The organism is Nitrososphaerota archaeon (genome assembly GCA_029785825.1).
Lineage (GTDB): Archaea > Thermoproteota > Nitrososphaeria > Nitrososphaerales > Gagatemarchaeaceae > UBA183.
Window position 1 is genome coordinate 475,451 of record JAFLYY010000001.1, and the last position, 17,218, is coordinate 492,668.

General features: G+C 64.9%; 17 protein-coding genes and 1 pseudogene. 3 read left to right on the forward strand and 15 right to left on the reverse strand.

Annotated elements, in window-relative coordinates:
• Positions 1-11 precede the first annotated feature (11 nt).
• The 12 genes and pseudogenes from JRN21_02615 to JRN21_02670 all read right to left on the reverse strand — a co-directional run bounded on the left by JRN21_02615 (position 12) and on the right by JRN21_02670 (position 11,920).
• A complete protein-coding gene (locus JRN21_02615; protein ID MDG6988198.1) occupies positions 12-377 on the reverse strand; it encodes a heavy metal-binding domain-containing protein in 366 nt (121 codons plus the stop codon).
• A 53-nt stretch (positions 378-430) separates the two neighbouring features.
• Positions 431-1,168: an ABC transporter permease gene (locus JRN21_02620; protein ID MDG6988199.1), complete on the reverse strand. Its 738-nt coding sequence runs from the start codon at positions 1,166-1,168 to the stop codon at positions 431-433.
• Positions 1,158-2,078 (reverse strand): ABC transporter ATP-binding protein, encoded by a 921-nt coding sequence (locus tag JRN21_02625; GenBank protein MDG6988200.1) that lies wholly within the window; start codon positions 2,076-2,078, stop codon positions 1,158-1,160. Before JRN21_02625 ends, JRN21_02620 begins: the two co-directional genes overlap by 11 nt.
• A gap of 64 nt (positions 2,079-2,142) precedes the next feature.
• Positions 2,143-3,042, reverse strand: a complete 900-nt coding sequence (gene hemH, locus JRN21_02630) for a ferrochelatase (protein ID MDG6988201.1) — start codon at positions 3,040-3,042, stop codon at positions 2,143-2,145.
• 4 nt (positions 3,043-3,046) lie between these two features.
• Positions 3,047-4,054: pseudogene (hemE, locus tag JRN21_02635) on the reverse strand (uroporphyrinogen decarboxylase).
• A 19-nt stretch (positions 4,055-4,073) separates the two neighbouring features.
• On the reverse strand, positions 4,074-5,351 hold the full coding sequence (gene hemL / locus JRN21_02640; GenBank protein ID MDG6988202.1) for a glutamate-1-semialdehyde 2,1-aminomutase: 1,278 nt from the start codon (positions 5,349-5,351) through the stop codon (positions 4,074-4,076).
• A 7-nt stretch (positions 5,352-5,358) separates the two neighbouring features.
• Complete coding sequence (locus JRN21_02645; protein MDG6988203.1) at positions 5,359-6,060, reverse strand: chlorite dismutase family protein; 702 nt, start codon at positions 6,058-6,060, stop codon at positions 5,359-5,361.
• Positions 6,054-7,049 carry a porphobilinogen synthase gene (hemB, locus tag JRN21_02650; GenBank protein MDG6988204.1) on the reverse strand — a complete coding sequence of 332 codons (996 nt, stop codon included), beginning with the start codon at positions 7,047-7,049 and terminating at the stop codon, positions 6,054-6,056. Before hemB ends, JRN21_02645 begins: the two co-directional genes overlap by 7 nt.
• Positions 7,042-7,803 (reverse strand): uroporphyrinogen-III synthase, encoded by a 762-nt coding sequence (locus JRN21_02655; protein ID MDG6988205.1) that lies wholly within the window; start codon positions 7,801-7,803, stop codon positions 7,042-7,044. The genes hemB and JRN21_02655 overlap by 8 nt, the downstream gene beginning before the upstream one ends.
• Positions 7,800-8,732 carry a hydroxymethylbilane synthase gene (gene hemC, locus JRN21_02660; protein MDG6988206.1) on the reverse strand — a complete coding sequence of 311 codons (933 nt, stop codon included), beginning with the start codon at positions 8,730-8,732 and terminating at the stop codon, positions 7,800-7,802. Before hemC ends, JRN21_02655 begins: the two co-directional genes overlap by 4 nt.
• Positions 8,713-9,993, reverse strand: a complete 1,281-nt coding sequence (hemA, locus tag JRN21_02665; GenBank protein ID MDG6988207.1) for a glutamyl-tRNA reductase — start codon at positions 9,991-9,993, stop codon at positions 8,713-8,715. The genes hemC and hemA overlap by 20 nt, the downstream gene beginning before the upstream one ends.
• Positions 9,994-10,324: 331 nt before the next feature.
• Positions 10,325-11,920, reverse strand: a complete 1,596-nt coding sequence (locus tag JRN21_02670) for a DUF87 domain-containing protein (GenBank protein ID MDG6988208.1) — start codon at positions 11,918-11,920, stop codon at positions 10,325-10,327.
• Positions 11,921-12,052: 132 nt separating this feature from the next.
• Between JRN21_02670 and JRN21_02675 the strand changes: the two genes are divergently transcribed.
• From JRN21_02675 to JRN21_02685, 3 genes are read left to right on the forward strand one after another with little or no spacing between them, the layout of a single operon-like run.
• Positions 12,053-12,526 (forward strand): PaaI family thioesterase, encoded by a 474-nt coding sequence (locus tag JRN21_02675; protein ID MDG6988209.1) that lies wholly within the window; start codon positions 12,053-12,055, stop codon positions 12,524-12,526.
• Between the two features lie 14 nt (positions 12,527-12,540).
• Positions 12,541-13,935, forward strand: coding sequence for an amidase (locus JRN21_02680; protein MDG6988210.1), 1,395 nt, complete (start codon positions 12,541-12,543; stop codon positions 13,933-13,935).
• A 42-nt stretch (positions 13,936-13,977) separates the two neighbouring features.
• Positions 13,978-14,349 (forward strand): hypothetical protein, encoded by a 372-nt coding sequence (locus JRN21_02685; protein ID MDG6988211.1) that lies wholly within the window; start codon positions 13,978-13,980, stop codon positions 14,347-14,349.
• On the opposite strand, the gene JRN21_02690 is transcribed toward JRN21_02685, so the two are convergent.
• From JRN21_02690 to pyrB, 3 genes are read right to left on the reverse strand one after another with little or no spacing between them, the layout of a single operon-like run.
• Positions 14,342-15,613: a dihydroorotase family protein gene (locus JRN21_02690; protein MDG6988212.1), complete on the reverse strand. Its 1,272-nt coding sequence runs from the start codon at positions 15,611-15,613 to the stop codon at positions 14,342-14,344. The genes JRN21_02685 and JRN21_02690 overlap by 8 nt on opposite strands.
• 5 nt (positions 15,614-15,618) lie before the next feature.
• Positions 15,619-16,107, reverse strand: coding sequence for an aspartate carbamoyltransferase regulatory subunit (locus tag JRN21_02695; GenBank protein ID MDG6988213.1), 489 nt, complete (start codon positions 16,105-16,107; stop codon positions 15,619-15,621).
• Entirely contained in the window at positions 16,107-17,045 is a 939-nt protein-coding gene (gene pyrB, locus JRN21_02700) for an aspartate carbamoyltransferase (GenBank protein MDG6988214.1), read from the reverse strand. Before pyrB ends, JRN21_02695 begins: the two co-directional genes overlap by 1 nt.
• Positions 17,046-17,218: the final 173 nt, after the last annotated feature.

Here is a 17,218-nt window from a genome sequence, read left to right on the forward strand (position 1 = left end):
TCTACTTCTCTTCAGCTCAGCTTGACCAGCTGCTGCGCCTCTGCGACCGGGACCACGACCACTGCGGTCCCGAAAGCGATGATCTCGTCCATGGTCGTGCCGATCTCCGTCGAGTCGAACATCACGCTCACCACGGCGTTGGCGCCGAGCGCCTTCGCGTGGTCCGCCAGCCTGTCGAGGGCCTGTTGCCTGGCCTGGTGGGCCATCTCGGTGTACTCGTTGATCTCCCCTCCTCTGATGGTCCTGAGCCCGGCCATCAGGTTCCCCCCGATCCCTCGCGACCTGACGGTTATCCCGTAAGTGAGGCCAAGGACCTTGTCTACCTTGTACCCGGGCATGTAGTTGGTCGTCAGGAGCGGTATGGAAGTGGTTGACATGAAGAGCGACATGCCGAGGCTTCGTTATAAACGGTGTTGGGCCTTCACCTGGCTCAGCTCTCGCGCCACTTCATCTTGAAGGAGACAAGGAGGAGCATCACGAGGGTGGCCGCGACCAGGACCGCGAACCCCTGGACGGGCGCGATTGTGTAACCGAGCCCTATGGCTCCCTGGAAAAGGGACGACGCCTCGGTAGTGGGTATCACCTCCGCCAGGGGCCTCAGATACACAGGGAGCGCGTCCACAGAGTAGTAGACGGGCGGGAGGACGGAGAGGAAGGTGGTGATGAACCCGTTGATGACGAAAGCGTTCTGGGTGTTGGGGGCGTAAGCCGAGAAGAAGAAGCCGAGGCTGGTGGTCGTCACCCAGAGGAGCATCACCACCCCGAAGGCTGACCCAAGCGCAGCCGCCGTCGCGCCCTGTTCTGCGATGAGCCCGAAAAGTATGACGAGTGCTGGGGCGCCGAATATCAGCTCGGAGAGCGCCACCCCGAACATGTAGACGAGCGGGGAGACGGGCGAGGCGACGACCATGTCCTGGAGCCTGTTCTGGATCTTGTAGGAGGCCAGGTCGGTGCCGACGAAGAGCCCCAGCTCCGTGACCACCATCGTCAGGGCGCCGGCGAGCCCGTAGGGGAGGGCGGTCCCGTTGCTGGCGACGAGGAGGATGAAGAGGAGCGTGAACGGCTGAGAGAAGACGAAGGCCACGAAGAGCGGGTTCCTGATCATCGGGGTGAACCCGAGGTAGTACATTATGGCCCAGAGCGAGCGGAGGGTCTGCCTACCCTTCATGCTCTCCCTTCTCCGACTCCCCCACTATGTCGACGAACACGTCGTCCAGGGTCACGGGGGCTATGGCGATGCTTGCCCCCCTCTCCACCGCGGTGTCCCCAAGCTTGCGGGCGCCGTCGGCGTCAGTCAGCACCCTGTGCCTTCCGGCTATAGGCACCACGTGACCGTAAGCCCCGAGTTCGTTCTGGGTGAACTTGTCGAAGACGTCCACCCTTGTCGACCTGCTCGTCACGGCCGCCTTCACGCTCCGGGGGGTCCCGGCCGCCATGACCTTCCCCTTGTCGATGATGACCAGGTTGTCAGACAGCGCCTCCGCTTCGTCCATGTAGTGGGTCGTGAGGATTATCGTCTTCCCTGCCTTCTTGAGGAGCGTGAGCTGGTCCCAGACCTTCCTCCTCGACAGGGGGTCGAGCCCGATGGAGGGCTCGTCCAGGTAGATGAGCTCCGCGTCGGTCCTGAGCGCCATGGCGACTATCACCCTCTGCTTGAGCCCTCCAGAGAGCCAGTCGGAGTTGGTGTCCGCCACGTCGCTCAGCTCCAGGTCGTCGAGGGCCCGCTGGGCGCGCTCCTCCGCCTCCGCCTTCTCCATCCCCCGCATCCGAAGGCTCAGGAGGATGTGGTCTCTGGGGGTGAGCGGGTACACGGTCTCCGCTTCCTGGGGGGTCATGGCGATTTTCTCACGGAGCTCCTTGGCCTGCTTCACAGCGTCCAGCCCCAGGACGGTGATGCTCCCCGACGAAGGCAGGAGCTGGGTGCTCGCTATCCTGAGGAAGGTGGTCTTCCCCGCACCGTTCCGGCCGAGCATTGTGAATATCTGCCCCGACGCGATGTCGAGGTCCACCCCGTCTAGGGCGGGCCGCTTGGCTTTCCTGTAGGTCTTCGAGAGGGCGCGTGCCTGAAGGGCGAGCATGGCAGGGACCTCCAGGCTGTTGCTCGGTCTGTATTATCTTGTCCCCGGCGTTGCGTCGACCGGCCTAGGCGAACCCGTTGGCTTCCGCTATCTGGACGAGCGCCGCCACCATCTCGGGCGAGTCATTTGGAGACCTGCACCTCACCAGTTCCGCCCCCCTCTCCTTCGCCCATCCTCTGCACTCTACGTCCAAGTCATAGAGCACCTCGAGGTGGTCTGACACGAATCCGATCGGCGCCGAGATGAACTTCCTCTTCCCGGCGTCGAAAAGGGTCTGGAGATGGTCGAGGATGTCAGGGCCGAGCCACGGCTCTCCCGTCTTGCTCTGGCTCTGGAACGCGAAGGTCCAATCTTTCCACCCCGCGGCCTTGGCGACCAGGTCCGAGGTCTCGAGGAGCTCGGCTTTGTAGGGGTCCCCCTCGCGGATGATCCGCTCAGGTAGGCTGTGCGCGGAGAAGACGACGGACGCATCCGGGCCCAGCGACTTCGCCGCCTCTCTGATCCGGCCCGCCCACATGGAGACCAGCCCGGGGTTGTCATGCCAAGACTTCACGAAGGTGACCTTGAAGTGCCCGCCAAGCTTCGAGTTAGCCTCGTCCACCGCCCTGGCGTATCCCCCGACGCCTATCCCCGAGTAGTGGGGCGCGAGCGCGACGCAGAGCAGCTCGGTGACCCCCTCAGCCTTCGCCTTCGCCATGACGTCCGCGACGAACGGGGGAGAGTGCTTCATCCCGGCGAAGACCTTGGCCCCTCCCCTCGATTTCAGCGCCAGTTCCAGCGCCGCAGCCTGATTTTCGGTGATCGCAAGGAGAGGGGTACCTCCGCCTATCGCCACGTACCTGGCGACCAGGTCGTCGAGCTGTTCCTTGGTCGGCTTCGTCCCGCGACGTATGTGGGTGTAGTACGCCTCCACCTGGTCGAGAGACGCAGGACCCCCGTAGGCCATCAGGAGCACCCCTCTCATATCGTCATGACCTCCTGCCGTGGACCAGTTCGACCACCCTCCTGAGGTTCTCGGGAGGGGTGTCTCTGAGCACTCCGTGTCCCAGGTTGAACACGTGCCCCCTCCTCCCCGAGGCTTCTTCAAGTATGCGGGACACTTCGCTCTCCATCCGGGTGCCCCCGGCTGCAGCCACGGAGGGGTCGAGGTTCCCCTGCACCCCCTTCGTCCCGCCCGTCCTCTCCCATACCGACCCTATCGGCACCCTCCAGTCGACGCTGACGACGTCGCACCCGGTGCTGGCGAACGCCTCGACCAGCGCTGAAGACTGGGCGCAGAAGTGGATGGCGGGGACCTTCCCTCCGATCGCGCCGAAGATCTCCGACGTCCATCCTTCCGCATACGCCCGGTAGTCAGAAGGGCCGAGGCACCCGACCCAGCTGTCGAAGAGCTGCACGGCGTCCACGCCTGCCCTGACCTGCGCCTCGAGGTAGCTCGCCGCCACCTTCGCGAGCTTCGACATCAGAAGGCTCCAGGTGTCGGGTTCTGCATACATCAGGCGCTTGGTCTTCTGGAAGTCCCGCGTGGGGCTCCCTTCTATGAGATAGCTAGCCAGGGTGAACGGCGCCCCTGAAAATCCCACGAGCGGGACTCCGCCCAGCTTGGTCTTCGCGAGCCTTATCGTCTCGAGGACGTTGGGTACGTGCCTTTCGGGGTCGAAGTCCCCCAGAGCTTCGACGTCCTGCCTGCTTTCTATCCGGTCCTCTATCACGGGCCCGACGTTCTCCTCGATCCTGAACTTCACCCCGATCCCTTCCAGCGGGAGCATGATGTCAGCGAACATCACCGCGGCGTCCACCCCCAACTCTTTGACCGGGTCGACTGTAACGTCTGACGCGAGCTTCGGGTCGTTGGCGATCTCCAGCATCCCCTTCGTGGACCTGAGCTTCCTGTAGCTGGGGAGGTACCTCCCTGCCTGCCGCATGAACCACACCGGGGTGTGGTCGACCTGCTTCCTCCTGCAGGCGTCTAGGAAGGCGCCCTCCGTCCTCTGCTCACTCCCTGAGCGCGGCTCTTACCGCGCTGACGGCCTTCCTGACCTCGGCGTCTCCATGGGCCAGCGAAACGAAGAGGGTCTCAAAGGCCGACGGGGGGAGATAGACCCCCGACTCGAGCATCTTCCAGAAGAACCGGCCATACGCACCGGCGTCGGTCTTCTTCGCGCTGGCGAAGTCGGTCACTTCCCCGTCGCAGAAGAAGAGCCCTAGCATCGACCCGAACCTGTTCAGCGTCATCTCCCTTCCTTCCCTGTCCGCTGCATCGCGGATCCCTTCCTCCAGCGCTTTCGCATTCCTTTCGAGGCGGGCGTACCCCTTCGCGTCGAGCAGCTCTAAGGTTTTCAGCCCTGCGGCCATAGCCACCGGGTTCCCAGAAAGGGTCCCCGCCTGGTACACCGGCCCTTCGGGAGAGACTGACGCCATGACGTCCTTCTTCCCTCCGTAGGCGCCCACGGGGAACCCTCCGCCGATCACCTTGCCGAGGGTGGTCAGGTCAGGCTTCACGCCGAACGCTCCTTGTGCCCCCCCAGGGCCGACCCTGAACCCGGTGATCACCTCGTCGAACACGAGGACGGAGCCGCTGTCCGTGCAGGCCTCCCTAAGGGAGCGGAGGAACCCCTTCCTGGGGAGTACGACCCCCATGTTCCCCGCGATCGGCTCGACGATGGCGGCCGCTATCTCTTCTCCTTCTCTCCTGAACTCAGCCTCCACCGCCTCCGCGTCGTTGAACGGCAGCGTGACGGTGTCCCCGATGGCCCCCTGGGGCACTCCGGCGGACGCCGGTATGTCGAACGTCGCCAACCCTGAGCCCGCCTTGGCGAGGAAGAGGTCGGCGTGCCCGTGGTAGCACCCTTCGAACTTCACCACCTTGCTCCTTCCGGTGTATCCTCTGGCCGCCCTGACCGCCGACATGGTCGCCTCCGTCCCGGAGTTGACGAACCTGACCTTCTCGATGGACGGGACCGACGCGCATATCCTCTCAGCCAGGAGGACTTCGTCCCTGGTCGGAGCGCCGAAGCTCGTCCCCGACAGCGTCTTCTTGCTGACATATGAGATCACCCGGGGGTCAGCGTGGCCGAGGATCATCGCCCCCCACGAGCAGACGAAGTCTACGTACCTGTTGCCGTCCTCGTCCCACACGTAGGGGCCCTTCCCTCTGGAGATGAAGCGCGGGGTCCCTCCGACGGCCTTGAACGCGCGCACGGGGCTCGACACGCCGCCCACCATAACCTTCGACGCCCTGCCGTAGAGGGAGTCTGACTTTCTGCTCTTCAAGGAATCTTCACCCCAGGAGCCTGACCAGCTCGTCGCGGTCGACGGCGGCGCAGGTGAAAATGGGGGTCTCCCTTTCAGTGTATTTGCTGGCCTCCGACGTCCTGAGCTCCTCTACCAGGTCCAGGAACTCCCCCGGGTCGTCTCCCTCGAATGCGAGGACGAACTCCTGGTCGTCCAGCCCGAATGAGTATCCGGTGTTGATCTTGATGGACGGGTACTTGTGCCCGACCCTGAAGTGCTCTGCCATGATCCTCTGCCGCTCGGCGAAAGGCAGGCTGTACCACTCCCGCTTCTTGACGAGAGGGTAGACGAAGGCGTACTTCGCCCCGCGCGCTGGCGCGTCCTCCGACCCTTCCTGTCCAGGGTGCTTGTGTGCCCCGACGTACTTCGACCTCCTTGTCATGGCCAGGAACGAATAGGGGGTCTCCAGGTGCCTCCCCAGCCCGGAGGCGAGGAGGTCGGACACGAACCCCTGCACCCGCGCCAGGTCGTCAGACACGATCCAGATCATGAAGTCCACGTCTCCCCGCGTGCCGACCAGGCTGTAGTACCTGAGGTCCATCGACCCCGAGTACCTTTCGAGCACTCCGAGGAACTCCTCCGCCCCCTTGCGCTTCGAGCCTGCGTCGAGAGAGCGCCACTCTCTCGCCGCTTTGAAGAAGGCATAACGCATGAATCTCCTCTTCCCCGCCCCCTCCTCCATCACCATCCCTCCTTCAGCCACAGAGCGGCCTGCTCGGCGAAGTATGTGATTATGATGTCCGCTCCGGCCCGCCTTATCCCGGTCAGGACCTCGAACACCGCCGACTTCTCGTCGAGCCAGCCGTTGAGGACGGCTGCCTTCACCATCGAGTACTCCCCGCTCACGTTGTAGGCGGCCAGGGGGGCCCCGAACTTCCTTCTCGCTTCAGATATGACGTCCAGATACGCCAGCGCAGGCTTCACCATCACCACGTCCGCCCCCTCGCTTATGTCCTGCTGGATCTCTTTCATGGCTTCCCTCCTGTTCCCCGGCTGCATCTGATAGCTCCGCCTGTCTCCGAAGGCAGGCGCCGACCCAGCGGCGCTCCTGAACGGCTTGTAGAACGCCGACGCATGCTTCGCGGAGTACCCCATCAGGACGGTGTCGTCCAGCCCCGCTTCCTGCAGCCCCGACCTTATGGCCCGGACCTGGCCGTCCATCATCGCGCTGGGGGCCACTACGTCCGCCCCGGCCCTCGCATACTCGACCGCCGCCCTGGCGAGGAGAGGAAGGGTCCTGTCGTTGTCGACCACGTCTCCTTCGAGGACCCCGCAGTGGCCGTGGGACGTGTATTCGCAGAGGCACACGTCGGCCATCATCACGAGCTCTGGGAACGAGGGGCGCACGGACCGCAGGGTCCGCGGGATGATGCCGTCCCCGTCGTAGGCCCCTGTCCCTCTTTCGTCCTTCGCGCCCGGGACGCCGAACAGGAGGATGCCCCTCACCCCGGCCGCGACCAGCTTCTCGAGCTGTTTAGGGAGCCTGTCCACGGAGAACCGGTACACCCCCGGCATCCCGTCGATCTCTTCCACCCTGTCCTTACCGTCCGCAACGAAGACCGGAGAGACGAGCATGTCGGCGTTGAGCCTCGTCTCCATGAACATCCTTCTGATCGGCTCGCTCTTCCGGAGCCGCCTGGCTCTGCTGTCGAGGCGGAGCCCGTGGGCTTCAGTCATGGAACGCCAACTCCTTCACCATCTGTACCAACCCGTCCACCGTATGTCTTCGAGGATATGACACTTCCGTGAACCCTGCGGCCTTCGCAGCCTTCCCTGTGACCGGTCCTATGCAGGCCGCTGTCGCCAGATTGGCGATGCGCCCGAACTCCTCCTCGCCGAGCCTCTCCCGCAGTCCCATGACCTCCGACGGACTCGCGAACACCACGACTTGGGTCCCCGCGACGGCGCGGGGGTCTAAGGCCCCTCGGGGGACGGTTGTCTGATAGGCGGCGACGTCGGTTACTTCGAACCCCCGCTCCGCGAGGCGGACGGCCAGAGCCTTGTCCCCTATGTCCGCCCTGAAGAGGAGGACCCGCTTCCCGCGGTCGTCTGGGAGCCCTTCTCCCAGGGCCTCGGTGCGGTACTCATCCGGGACGTACTCGACCCGTCGGCCGGCCCGCTCCAGGGCGCTCGCTGTGCTCGAGCCTACCGCCGCCAGCTTCGGCATCCTCTTCGGGGGGGCAATCCCGACCTGCTTCAGCCTGGTTTCGAACACCGCCGCCGCCCTCGGCGAAGTGAAGACAGCCCAGTCGTACGACTCCACGTCTCGGAGCGCTTTGTCCGCCGACCTCCAGTCGGCAGGCTCCTCGAAACGGATCGTCTCCACCGTCAAGCACGAAATGCCGGTCCCCGCCAGCTTCGACTGGACTTCTTCGTTCCCTTCCCTGGACCGGGCAACAAGGACGCTCCGCGCGACCCCCCGTCGTTTCATGCGCGCATCCCTTCCAGTATCTGCCGCCCGCCAGAGTCTCTCAGCGTGGCCGCCAGCTTCCTCCCCACCGACCTGGGGTCGTCGACCGCCCCCCTGGCGCTCTTCCGGACCAACCTCCTCCCCTCAGGGTCTGCTACGACCCCCACGACCGTCAGGGTGCCGTCTCTGGCTTCAGCATAGGCCCCGAGAGGGACGTTGCAGTCTCCCCCGAGTTCCTCCGACAGAGCCCTCTCGCACTCGCTGGCGGCCCGCGTCCGGGGGTCGTCTACCCTGCGGACGAGCTCTGTCAGCTCCCGGTCGTCCTTCCTTGTCTCGACGGCTATGATCCCCTGGCAGACTGCAGGGACCATCTCCTGCGGCTGGAAGAGCTGGCTTATCCTGCCGCCGAGGTCTAGCCTCTCGAGGCCGGCCGCCGCCAGGACCACCCCGTCAAGCCCCCCGCTCCCCAGCTTGCCCAACCTCGTCTCGACGTTTCCGTGCACCTCGACCACTTCGAGGTCCGCCCTGGCGGCAAGGAGTTGGGACCTCCTCCTCACGCTCGAAGTCCCCACGCGGGCCCCCTTCTTCAGCTCCGCGAAGCGCGCCCCGCTCGCCGAAACGAGGGCGTCCCTGGCGTCCCCGCGGACGGGGGTAGCAGCGACGACGATGGCCTGGTCTATCTCGGCAGGGATGTCCTTCATGCTGTGCACCGAGATGTCGACCCGGCCGTCGACCAGCGCCCTGTCTATCTCTCCCGTGAATGCCGTCTTCCCGTCCAAGTCCCCGCGCCGCTCCTGCGGGAGGGTGTCCCCAGATGTCTTGATCGCGACGGGGACGACCTCCACTCCTCTGACGGCGTTCTGGAGCAGGTCTATCACAATCTTGGTCTGCGCTAGGGCGAGCCTGCTCCCTCGCGTCCCTACCAGGAGCCTACTCCGCGTCGGTACCACCGGCCCCGAAGACTGAGCCGAGGAGGTCCAGCTTCTCTTCTTCCGTAAGGCTGGCGTGCGTGTTCCGCGCGAACCTGGTCGGTCTCGCCAGGATCTTGCTGACGATCCGGCGACCCATGGCGTCGACGACGTGCTTGTCCCTCCATGAAAGGTTCCCGAGCCTGCTCACCGCTCTCTTCAGCTCCTCTTCCCTCACTGCTTCGGCCCAGGAATACAGGTTCGCCAGGGTAGCGGACATCCTGGTCTGGACGAGCCACTGGTAGAACTCATGCGCTTCCTTGGCCACGGCCCCGTCGGCTACCTTCAGGTGAGGGTTGACCTTCCACGGGCTGGCCATCTTCGCCAGGTCGTCCAGGTTGAAGAGCTTCACGTTGGGAAGCTCCTTGACCGAGTCAGATACGTTCCTGGGCATCCCCAGGTCCACCACCACCCTGGCCTTCCTGCCTGAGAGGTCGGAAGCGGAGAGGACTGGCCTGCGGGCGGTAGTGGCTGAGATTATGACGTCGCACCTCTTTGCGACCTTCTTCAGGTCGGGGTACTTGACGAGAGTGCACCATTCGAGCCCGGCGGGCGGGACCTTCCTCCTGGACACGACGTAGAGCCTCTTCGCCTTCCCCTTCAGCCTGCGGGCTGCGAGCCGTATCATCTTCCCAGTGCCTATGAGCATCACCGACTTCTTCTCGGCCCCGGCTCGGTCGACGGCGTCCAGTGCAAGGTCGCTCAGAGAAGCTTCGCCAGGGGCGAAGCCGTAGGCTTCCCGGACCCTCGACCCGACGCGGTATGCGCGGTCGAAGAGAGGAGACAGCATCCCCTTGGAGTTCCCCTTCTTCCTCGAGCTCACACCTGCCCCCCTGACCTGAGAGAGGATCTGAGGTTCGCCGACGACGACCGACTCGAGCCCTGACGCTACCCTGAACAGGTGTTCGACCGCCTTCTCGCCTTCCAGCCTGTAGAGCTCGCTGTCGCCCCCGGCGATGCCCGTCGCGTCCTGGAGGTGCCTCAGAAGGGAGACGTAGGACTTTTTGGGTTCACTGGAGACGAAGTACAGCTCGAACCTGTTGCACGTCGAAAGGAGAGCGGACTCGTCTGCCGCGAGCGCATCTTCGACGTGGTCTTCGGTCGCGTTCCTCGCCAGCGCTTCCCGGAACTGGATCCCAGAGGACTTGTACGAGGTGCCTATCAGGGCCAGCTGAGGAACGGCGGGGGGGACCGGAGAGCCCCTGGAGACAGAGGAATCTTGCACGCGCTGCTGTGTCCTCAACGGCTGTCTTCTTCGCGGCCCCCTGCGATTTTATTTAACGTTTGTTACACACGCTCATGGTCAGCCTTGCCCCTCGACCCCAAAAGGGCCCGCCGTGTTTGAGGGCGGTCCCCTCCCCCGCTCACGTCCGCATGAATCAACTCGAGGATGCAGAAGCGCGCCACCGCCCCCCTCGTGAACCGCCTACTTGGCGCCCGGGGCCAGGAACGAGGAGGAACAGCAAGCCCGGGTCGGAGGGCCGCGAAGGGGACCATGGCGTCGTCGGGGGGGCGGCGGAAAGACCACGGCCTGCTCCGGAGCGGTGACGATGGGAAGACGCTCGTTCCAGCCGCTACGCGGCCAGTTCCTTTCCGCTGCGGCCGTCCACCAGCACCTGCCTACGCCTCCTCCTGACCACGAGCCCGACCTTGAACACCGGGTATAGGAACGGCTCGAAGCTCTCTACGTCGGCTCCCTCCCACAGTCCCTTTACCACGTCTCTGACGTCCGACTCCTTGATCTTCGGAGGGACGACCTTCGCCCTCCGCGTGTCCACGGCGCCGAGCTCGAGGGGGGCGGACTCGGATGGGAGGGGCGGGAGGTCCGTCAGCCGCCTGTACAGCTTCCTATTCCTCACCTCCACGGTCCTCACGAGCCGCCTGTCGTTCAATGCGCCCAGGACCCTGGACACCCCTCCCTTGGACTCGCCCAGGGCGCTGGCTATGTCGAGCGCGCTCCTGTCCATGTCCGGCCTGGTCTCCCTCAGCACCTCGACCTGCAGCGTGGTCAGCCCCAGGAGCTTCTCGAAGCCTCTCCTCACCTCCAGCCCCCGGCCCACCGTCACCTGCCGCCCGGACGAGCCGTCAAGGTAGGCGTACACCGTCTCGAACCTCCGCTTCAACAGGCCGCGCCTCACCCTGACCCCGAGCTGTATCAGGGTCATCAGCTGCAGGCTCACGTCGGTCACCGTCTCCCGTGGGCCGAAGATCCCATGGCTCCTCTCCCGCCGCACCATCACAGGTATGTCGTCCGTCTTCAGAGAGGGCTCGAGGCCGGGGCTTGTCTTCGTCTCCTCGATGCCGCGCCTCTCCACGGGTTCCTCCTCGCTTCGCGTCCCCTCGGCCACCATTCCGGGTCCGACGTACTTCTTCACCAGGCGCTTCCTCAGCGAGGGGGTCACTCCGCCGGGCTTCGTCACCCTCTCCTTTATGGTGAGCAGCGCCGGGGTTGGGGAGAACCCTCCCATGGCGAAGAACTGGCCTGCCCTCAGCGAGGTGAGCTCCTTCGGGAGCCCCTTCCCGGGAAAGAACTGGGCCACCGACTGCAGGTCGTTCTGGATGATGAGCTTCCCTATCAGCTGGTTGCCGCACTGGCTCAGGACGTTCTTGTCCACAAGGGAAGGGCGCTGAGAGCAGATCATCAACCCCAACCCTCTCTTCCTCCCGCGGCGGGCTACCTCGGCGAAAATCGGGACCCTCTGCCCTGCCTGCGGGACGAACTTATCGGCTTCTTCCACCACCACTAGATACGGGGTCCTCCTTTCGGTGAGGGCGGCGTACAGCTCTTCCATGAACGTCGCGACCTTGCCATTGGGGTCGGTGAGGTCCGAGACGTCAAGGATGAGCGGCGATATGTCGGGGGCCTGCTTGGCCAGGTCTTTCAAGTCCGCCCCTTCCCATGAGTAGTCGCACCCCTGCTCCTCTCCCACCCAGATGGCATCGAACTTCTCCTTGAGGCCGGTGTGCTCCCCCTCTGTGTCTATGATGGCGAAGGGTATCCCGTTCCGGCAGAGCTCCTCGCAGATGACCCCCACGGCGTAGCTCTTGCCGCTCCCGCTGCTCCCCAGGACGCAGGTCCTCCCGGTGGCCACCAGGTTGGCATCGACCGCGAACGGGGCCCCTCCCACGGCCCCGATGCCGAGGACAGGCTCCCCCTGAGGGTCGGACAATCTCTCCATCACCCTCCGGGACTCCGGTAAATCCGTTGTGGATTGGTCGACCCTCCGCGTCCCGCGAACCTTTTTTATCGCAAATCGTCGCGGGGGTCCCGTGACCTCCAGCCGGGGACCGGTGGGGCGGCGATGAGCTCCAACCCGCAGAGCCTCCAGGACAGGTACGCGCCGAACAGCGTCTGCTTCGGCTGCGGCCCGAAGAACGGGAAGGGGCTGAGGGTCAAGAGCGTCCCCATGGGGGACGCGGTCATTGCAGACTGGACGCCGGGGGAGGAGCATGTCGCCTTCGGGACGTACGGGAGCGGCGGCATAATCTCTGTCCTCTTGGACTGCAACGGGAACTGGGCGGGGGCCTACGCTTTGATGAAGGCGAAGGGGTTAGACGCTCCGCCCGGGACCGTCACCGCCGAGTACACGGTGAGGTTCCTGCGGCCCAGCCCCATCGACAGGCGGTGGAGGCTGACCGCCTGGGCGACGAAGATGGACGGGGACAGGGTGAACGTATCCGAGGAGCTGAGCGTCGGGGGGACGGTGACCGCTACGATGACCGGTCTTTTCGTAGCTGTAAAGGAAGGGCACCCGGCCTTCGACCGCTGGCGGTAGGGAGGGCCCCGACCGTGGGAAAGGAGGAATTCCCGAGGACCGCCCGCGCCCTGGGTGAAGCCTACAGGACCGGGGGAGCGACCCCGGAGGAGGCGCTCAGGTGGTTCCTCGAGAGGATCGCCGCCCTGAACCCGCGGATCAACGCCTTCATCACCGTCCTGAAGGACGAGGCCGAGAGGGCTGCGGCTCGGTCGTCGCGGAGGTTCAAGGACGGGCGACCCCTCGGACCCCTCGACGGCGTCCCGGTGGCGGTGAAGGACATCTTCTACATCGACGGCGTGGAGTGCACCGCCGGGTCGAAGATCCTGGCTGGCAACGTCGCCCCCTACGACTCGCCCGTCGTGCGGAGGCTGAAGGAAGCAGGCGCGATAATCCTGGGGACCACCAACCTCCACGAGTTCGCCGCGGGGACCACCAGCGTCAACCCCCACTTCGGCGCGGTGAGGAACCCCTGGAGCGAAGGTCACATCGCCGGCGGGTCCAGCGGAGGGTCGGCCGCCGCGGTCGCTTCTGGGATGGCGCCGGCGGCCCTCGGGACGGACACCGCGGGCTCCGTGAGGATCCCTGCCGCCCTTTGCGGGGTCGTGGGCCTGAAGCCCACCTACGGCCGGGTCAGCAGGCTGGGGGTGGTCCCGCTGGCGGCTTCTCTCGACACGGTGGGGGTCCTGACGTCTTCGTGCTGGGACGCGGCGGTGCTCCTGGGCGCCATCGCCGGAGGAGAGAAGGGGGACGTCACCACGGTCGAGCGCGAAGTCCCGGACTACGCCTCGCTTTCGGCTCGCGTCACGGGCGCGAGGGTCGGCATCGTGAAGGAGTATTCTCAGGACGCCCTTGACCCGGCTGTCGAGGAGAACTTTCGGGGCTTCGTCGCGGGTCTCGGGAAGGCCGGGTTCTCGGTCTCCGAAGCTCGGCTCGACGGGATCTCCGAGGTCTACGAGCGCTGGGTCCCCGTACGCAGGGCGGAGGCGACCGCCTTCCACCTCAGGTGGCTTCAGAGCACCCCAGAGCTCTATGGTGACGACGTCCGCCGTCTCCTGGAGCAGGGGAAGGGCGTCATGGCGGTCGACTACGTGAACGCGGTGAACGCACGCCCTTCGTATATGGAGAGGTTCGCCGCCTCCATGAAGGGCTTCGACGTCCTCGCCGTCCCATGCACGGCGATCCCGGCCCCGAAGATCGGGCAGGAGACAGTCAACCTCGGAGGGAAGGAGGTCCCGGTCTATTCGGCGCTGAACAGGCTGACGCTGCCCTTCAACTACGTCGGATTCCCCGTGATTTCCATCCCATCAGGGGCGACCGGAGGGCTCCCGCTGGGGGTCCAGCTCGTGGGGAAGCTCTTCGACGAGGAGACGGTCCTGGCCGTCGCCGGAGCCTATGAGGCGAGGGTCGGCCCCTTCCCTCACCCGTGACCCGACTTGTTAATATCTGACCGGAGACTCCCCATCGCTCGCATGAAGCTAAGCTGGGGGGTCGGGTTCGTGGTCGCCGTCCTCCTTTCGACGGCGGCTGGGCTCCTCGGGGTGGTGGGGGCTAAGGGAGCCCTTTCACTCGCGCTCCTCTTGGTCGGCGCGTGGACTTTGCTTTCAGCCTTCGTCATAGTGGATAGGGAAGACAGGACTTTCTACACCGGTTGGGGGATCGTCCTCGCCGGTCTCTCGCTCTCTTACGTCATCCCCTTCCGCTACGCCTTGGGGCTCGTCCTCATCGCCGTGGTCGTCCTGATAGTGGCGACGGTGACCTTCGGGAGAGCCCCGAGGATGAGCGCCGCAGCGGCCCCTCCTCCTTCCACCACCGGAGAGACCCCCGCCGCGACCGCTATCTAGCCAGCTCTCCGTCGTCCAGCACGGGCTCTCCGCCGACTATTGTGTACCTGGCCCGCCCGGGGAACTCCCTCCCTTCGTAGGGGGACCATCCGCATCTGCTCTGGACGTCGTCCCGCCTGACTACCTCCGGCGAGCGGAGGTCGAGGACGGTGAAGTCCGCCCTCTTGCCGGGGGATATCTCGCCCCTGTCGCGGAGGCCGAGGTATGCGGCCGGGTTGGACGACGCGACCCTGGCTATGACGGTCGGGTCCACGCCCTGGTCTCTTATCAGCCAGGATACCACATGGGAGTAGTCGTCGAGCCCCGGGACGCCTGCAAGCCCCTGGTCCTCCTTCTCCTCTTCGAGGTGGGGGGCATGGTCGGTGACAAGGAAAGAGACTGACGAGTCCCCCACCCCTTCCAGGAGCGCCCCCCTGTCCTCCTCTCCCCTGAGGGGAGGGTTAGTCCTCAGCAGCCTGTTGTCCAGGAGCGCCCTCCTGCTGAAGTAGAGGTGGTGGAGCGAAGCCTCGCAGCTCAGCCGCAGCCCCTCTTCGACCCCCGACCTGACCAGCCTCAGGGTGTCGGCGACTGACGCATGGCAGATGTTAACCCTGAGCCCTTTCGTCTCTCTCAGGGCGGCCACGACCCTCCTCACCGCCTCCGTCTCTGCGCGGGGCGGCCTGGCGTCGGGGTACGTCTCGGCCCCTGACGCCTCCCCCATCTTCGCCTCAGATTCGTCCAAGACCTCCTGGTCCTCACAATGGACGCTCAAGGGCCTCCCGGTCGCGGCGACCGCTCCGAAGACCCGGCCGAGGGCGCCCGTCGGGAGAGCCCTCGCTCCCGTCGTCTCAGACATGTACAGCTTGTACCCGACCACCCTGCCGGAGATGCTCGCGACGTCCTCCATCTTCTCTCCGACCCCCCCGTTGAGCATCACGCCGACCACCGCCTTCTCCCTCGCGAGGCGGGCTTTGATGTCGAGCGCTTCCCTGGTCGTGGCGGGGGTCGGGTTGTTCGGCATGTCGACCACGGCGGTGACCCCTCCGTGGGCGGCCGCTCTCGTCCCGGTCCTGAAGTCCTCCTTCCGCTCCCATCCGGGTTCCCTCAGGTGCACGTGCAGGTCGATGAACCCGGGGAATATCAGGCACCTCCCGGCGTCGATCCTCCTCGAGCCTTTCAGGGCTCGCCCGATCTCCCTGACGAGTCCGTCGCTCACTCCAACCTCCAGGTCTTCGACCCCCCCGGGGGTCACGACCCTGCCCCCGAGGACGAGGTCGTGCTCCATGGGCGCTAAGTCCTCACGTGGTCAGGGACCTTCTCGAACCCGAGGAGGGTGTCGCAGTACTGGCACTGCAGGAGCCTCTCCTCTTTCAGGGTGACGAACCTTGAGACCACGGGCTCCCTCTCGGTGTTGGATATACAGTTCAGCTCCGGGCACTTTACCCTCTCCTCTATCGCGTCAGGCACCTTGGGAGAGTACTTCGAGACCTTCCCCTCGTCGATGTAGTTGACGGTGATGTTGGGGAAGACCAGACAAAGGATGTCGGAGTCGCGCTCGTCCACGTGCCAGCTGTCTATCTTGATGATGTCCTTCCTGCCGAGGTGCTTCGAGGTGACGTTCTGTAAGATGACCACCGACACGTCTGCCTGCATCCTGGCCAGCTTGTCCAGCCTGAGGACGCGCGAGACCATGTCTGCCCTCCAGTCGGGGATGTGGTCTATGACCGTCCCTTCCTCTATCCTGCTCACGAGCATCCTCTCTCTTTCAGGCGCGGCCACTATCTTCCACCTCCGAGTATGAGGTTCAACAGCACCATCCTCAACGGGAGACCTCCGGCGGCCTGGACGAAGTACTGGGCGTAGTTGGTCTCGTCGATGTCCGTGGAGAGCTCGTCCACCCTAGGCAGGGGGTGGAGGACCTTGAGGGAAGGTTTCGCGTCCTTAAGCGACTCCAGGTTGACTTCGTACATCCCCTTCACCCTCTCGTATTCTGTGGGGTCTGGGATCCGCTCCTTCTGTATCCGGGTGACATAGAGGACGTCGAGCCCCGCCGCGACGTCCTTCAGCGTACGCTCCGTCCTCGGGGTGACTCCCCGATGCTTCAGGAACTGCGACACCTCCGTGCGCATCTGCAGCGCCTCGGGGGCGATGAACGTGATCTCGACGTCGAAGTTGGAGAGGGCGTAAGCCAGAGAGGAGGACGTCCTGCCATACCGGAGGTCTCCCAGCATCCCCACCTTGAGCCCGTCGATCCGCCCGAACGCCTTGTGGATGGCGTAGAGGTCCACCATCGCCTGGGTGGGGTGCTCCCTGCTCCCGTCCCCGGCGCTTATGACAGGGACGTCGGTGTTCTCAGCGGCGAACCTCGCGGCGCCCATCTTGGAGTGCCTGATGATGAAGACGTCCGCCCCGTACCCCTCGAACATCCTGACCGTGTCGTGGAGCGTTTCCCCCTTCGTTATCGACGATCCTGTTGGCCCTGCGAACCCGGACACCCGCATCCCCAGCTTCTCTGCCGCTATCTGGAAGCTCGAATAGGTCCGCGTGGACGGCTCGAAGAACAGGAGAGCCGCCAGCTTACCTCTGAGGGCCCCGTCCAGGCTCCCCCGATTGCTCTCAAGGTCGTGTACGGCATTCAGCACCTTCTCGAACTGGTCGCGCTTGAAGTCCCGGGCGCTCACCACATCCCTCCCCAGGAAGTCGACGTTCGGCGCCATCAAGCGAAGCCCCCGGGTGGATGGTTAATGACAGTTCCTGACCAAGTGCCGTCTCCCCAGAATCGCCCTATGGGAATTTTTGAACCCGCTCTTTAACTGACTCTGGTGGCGATTTAAGCCTTGGGCCGTGTCGCGTCTGTTCTGACGCCGCTCTGACTTCGGCCGCGGACCCT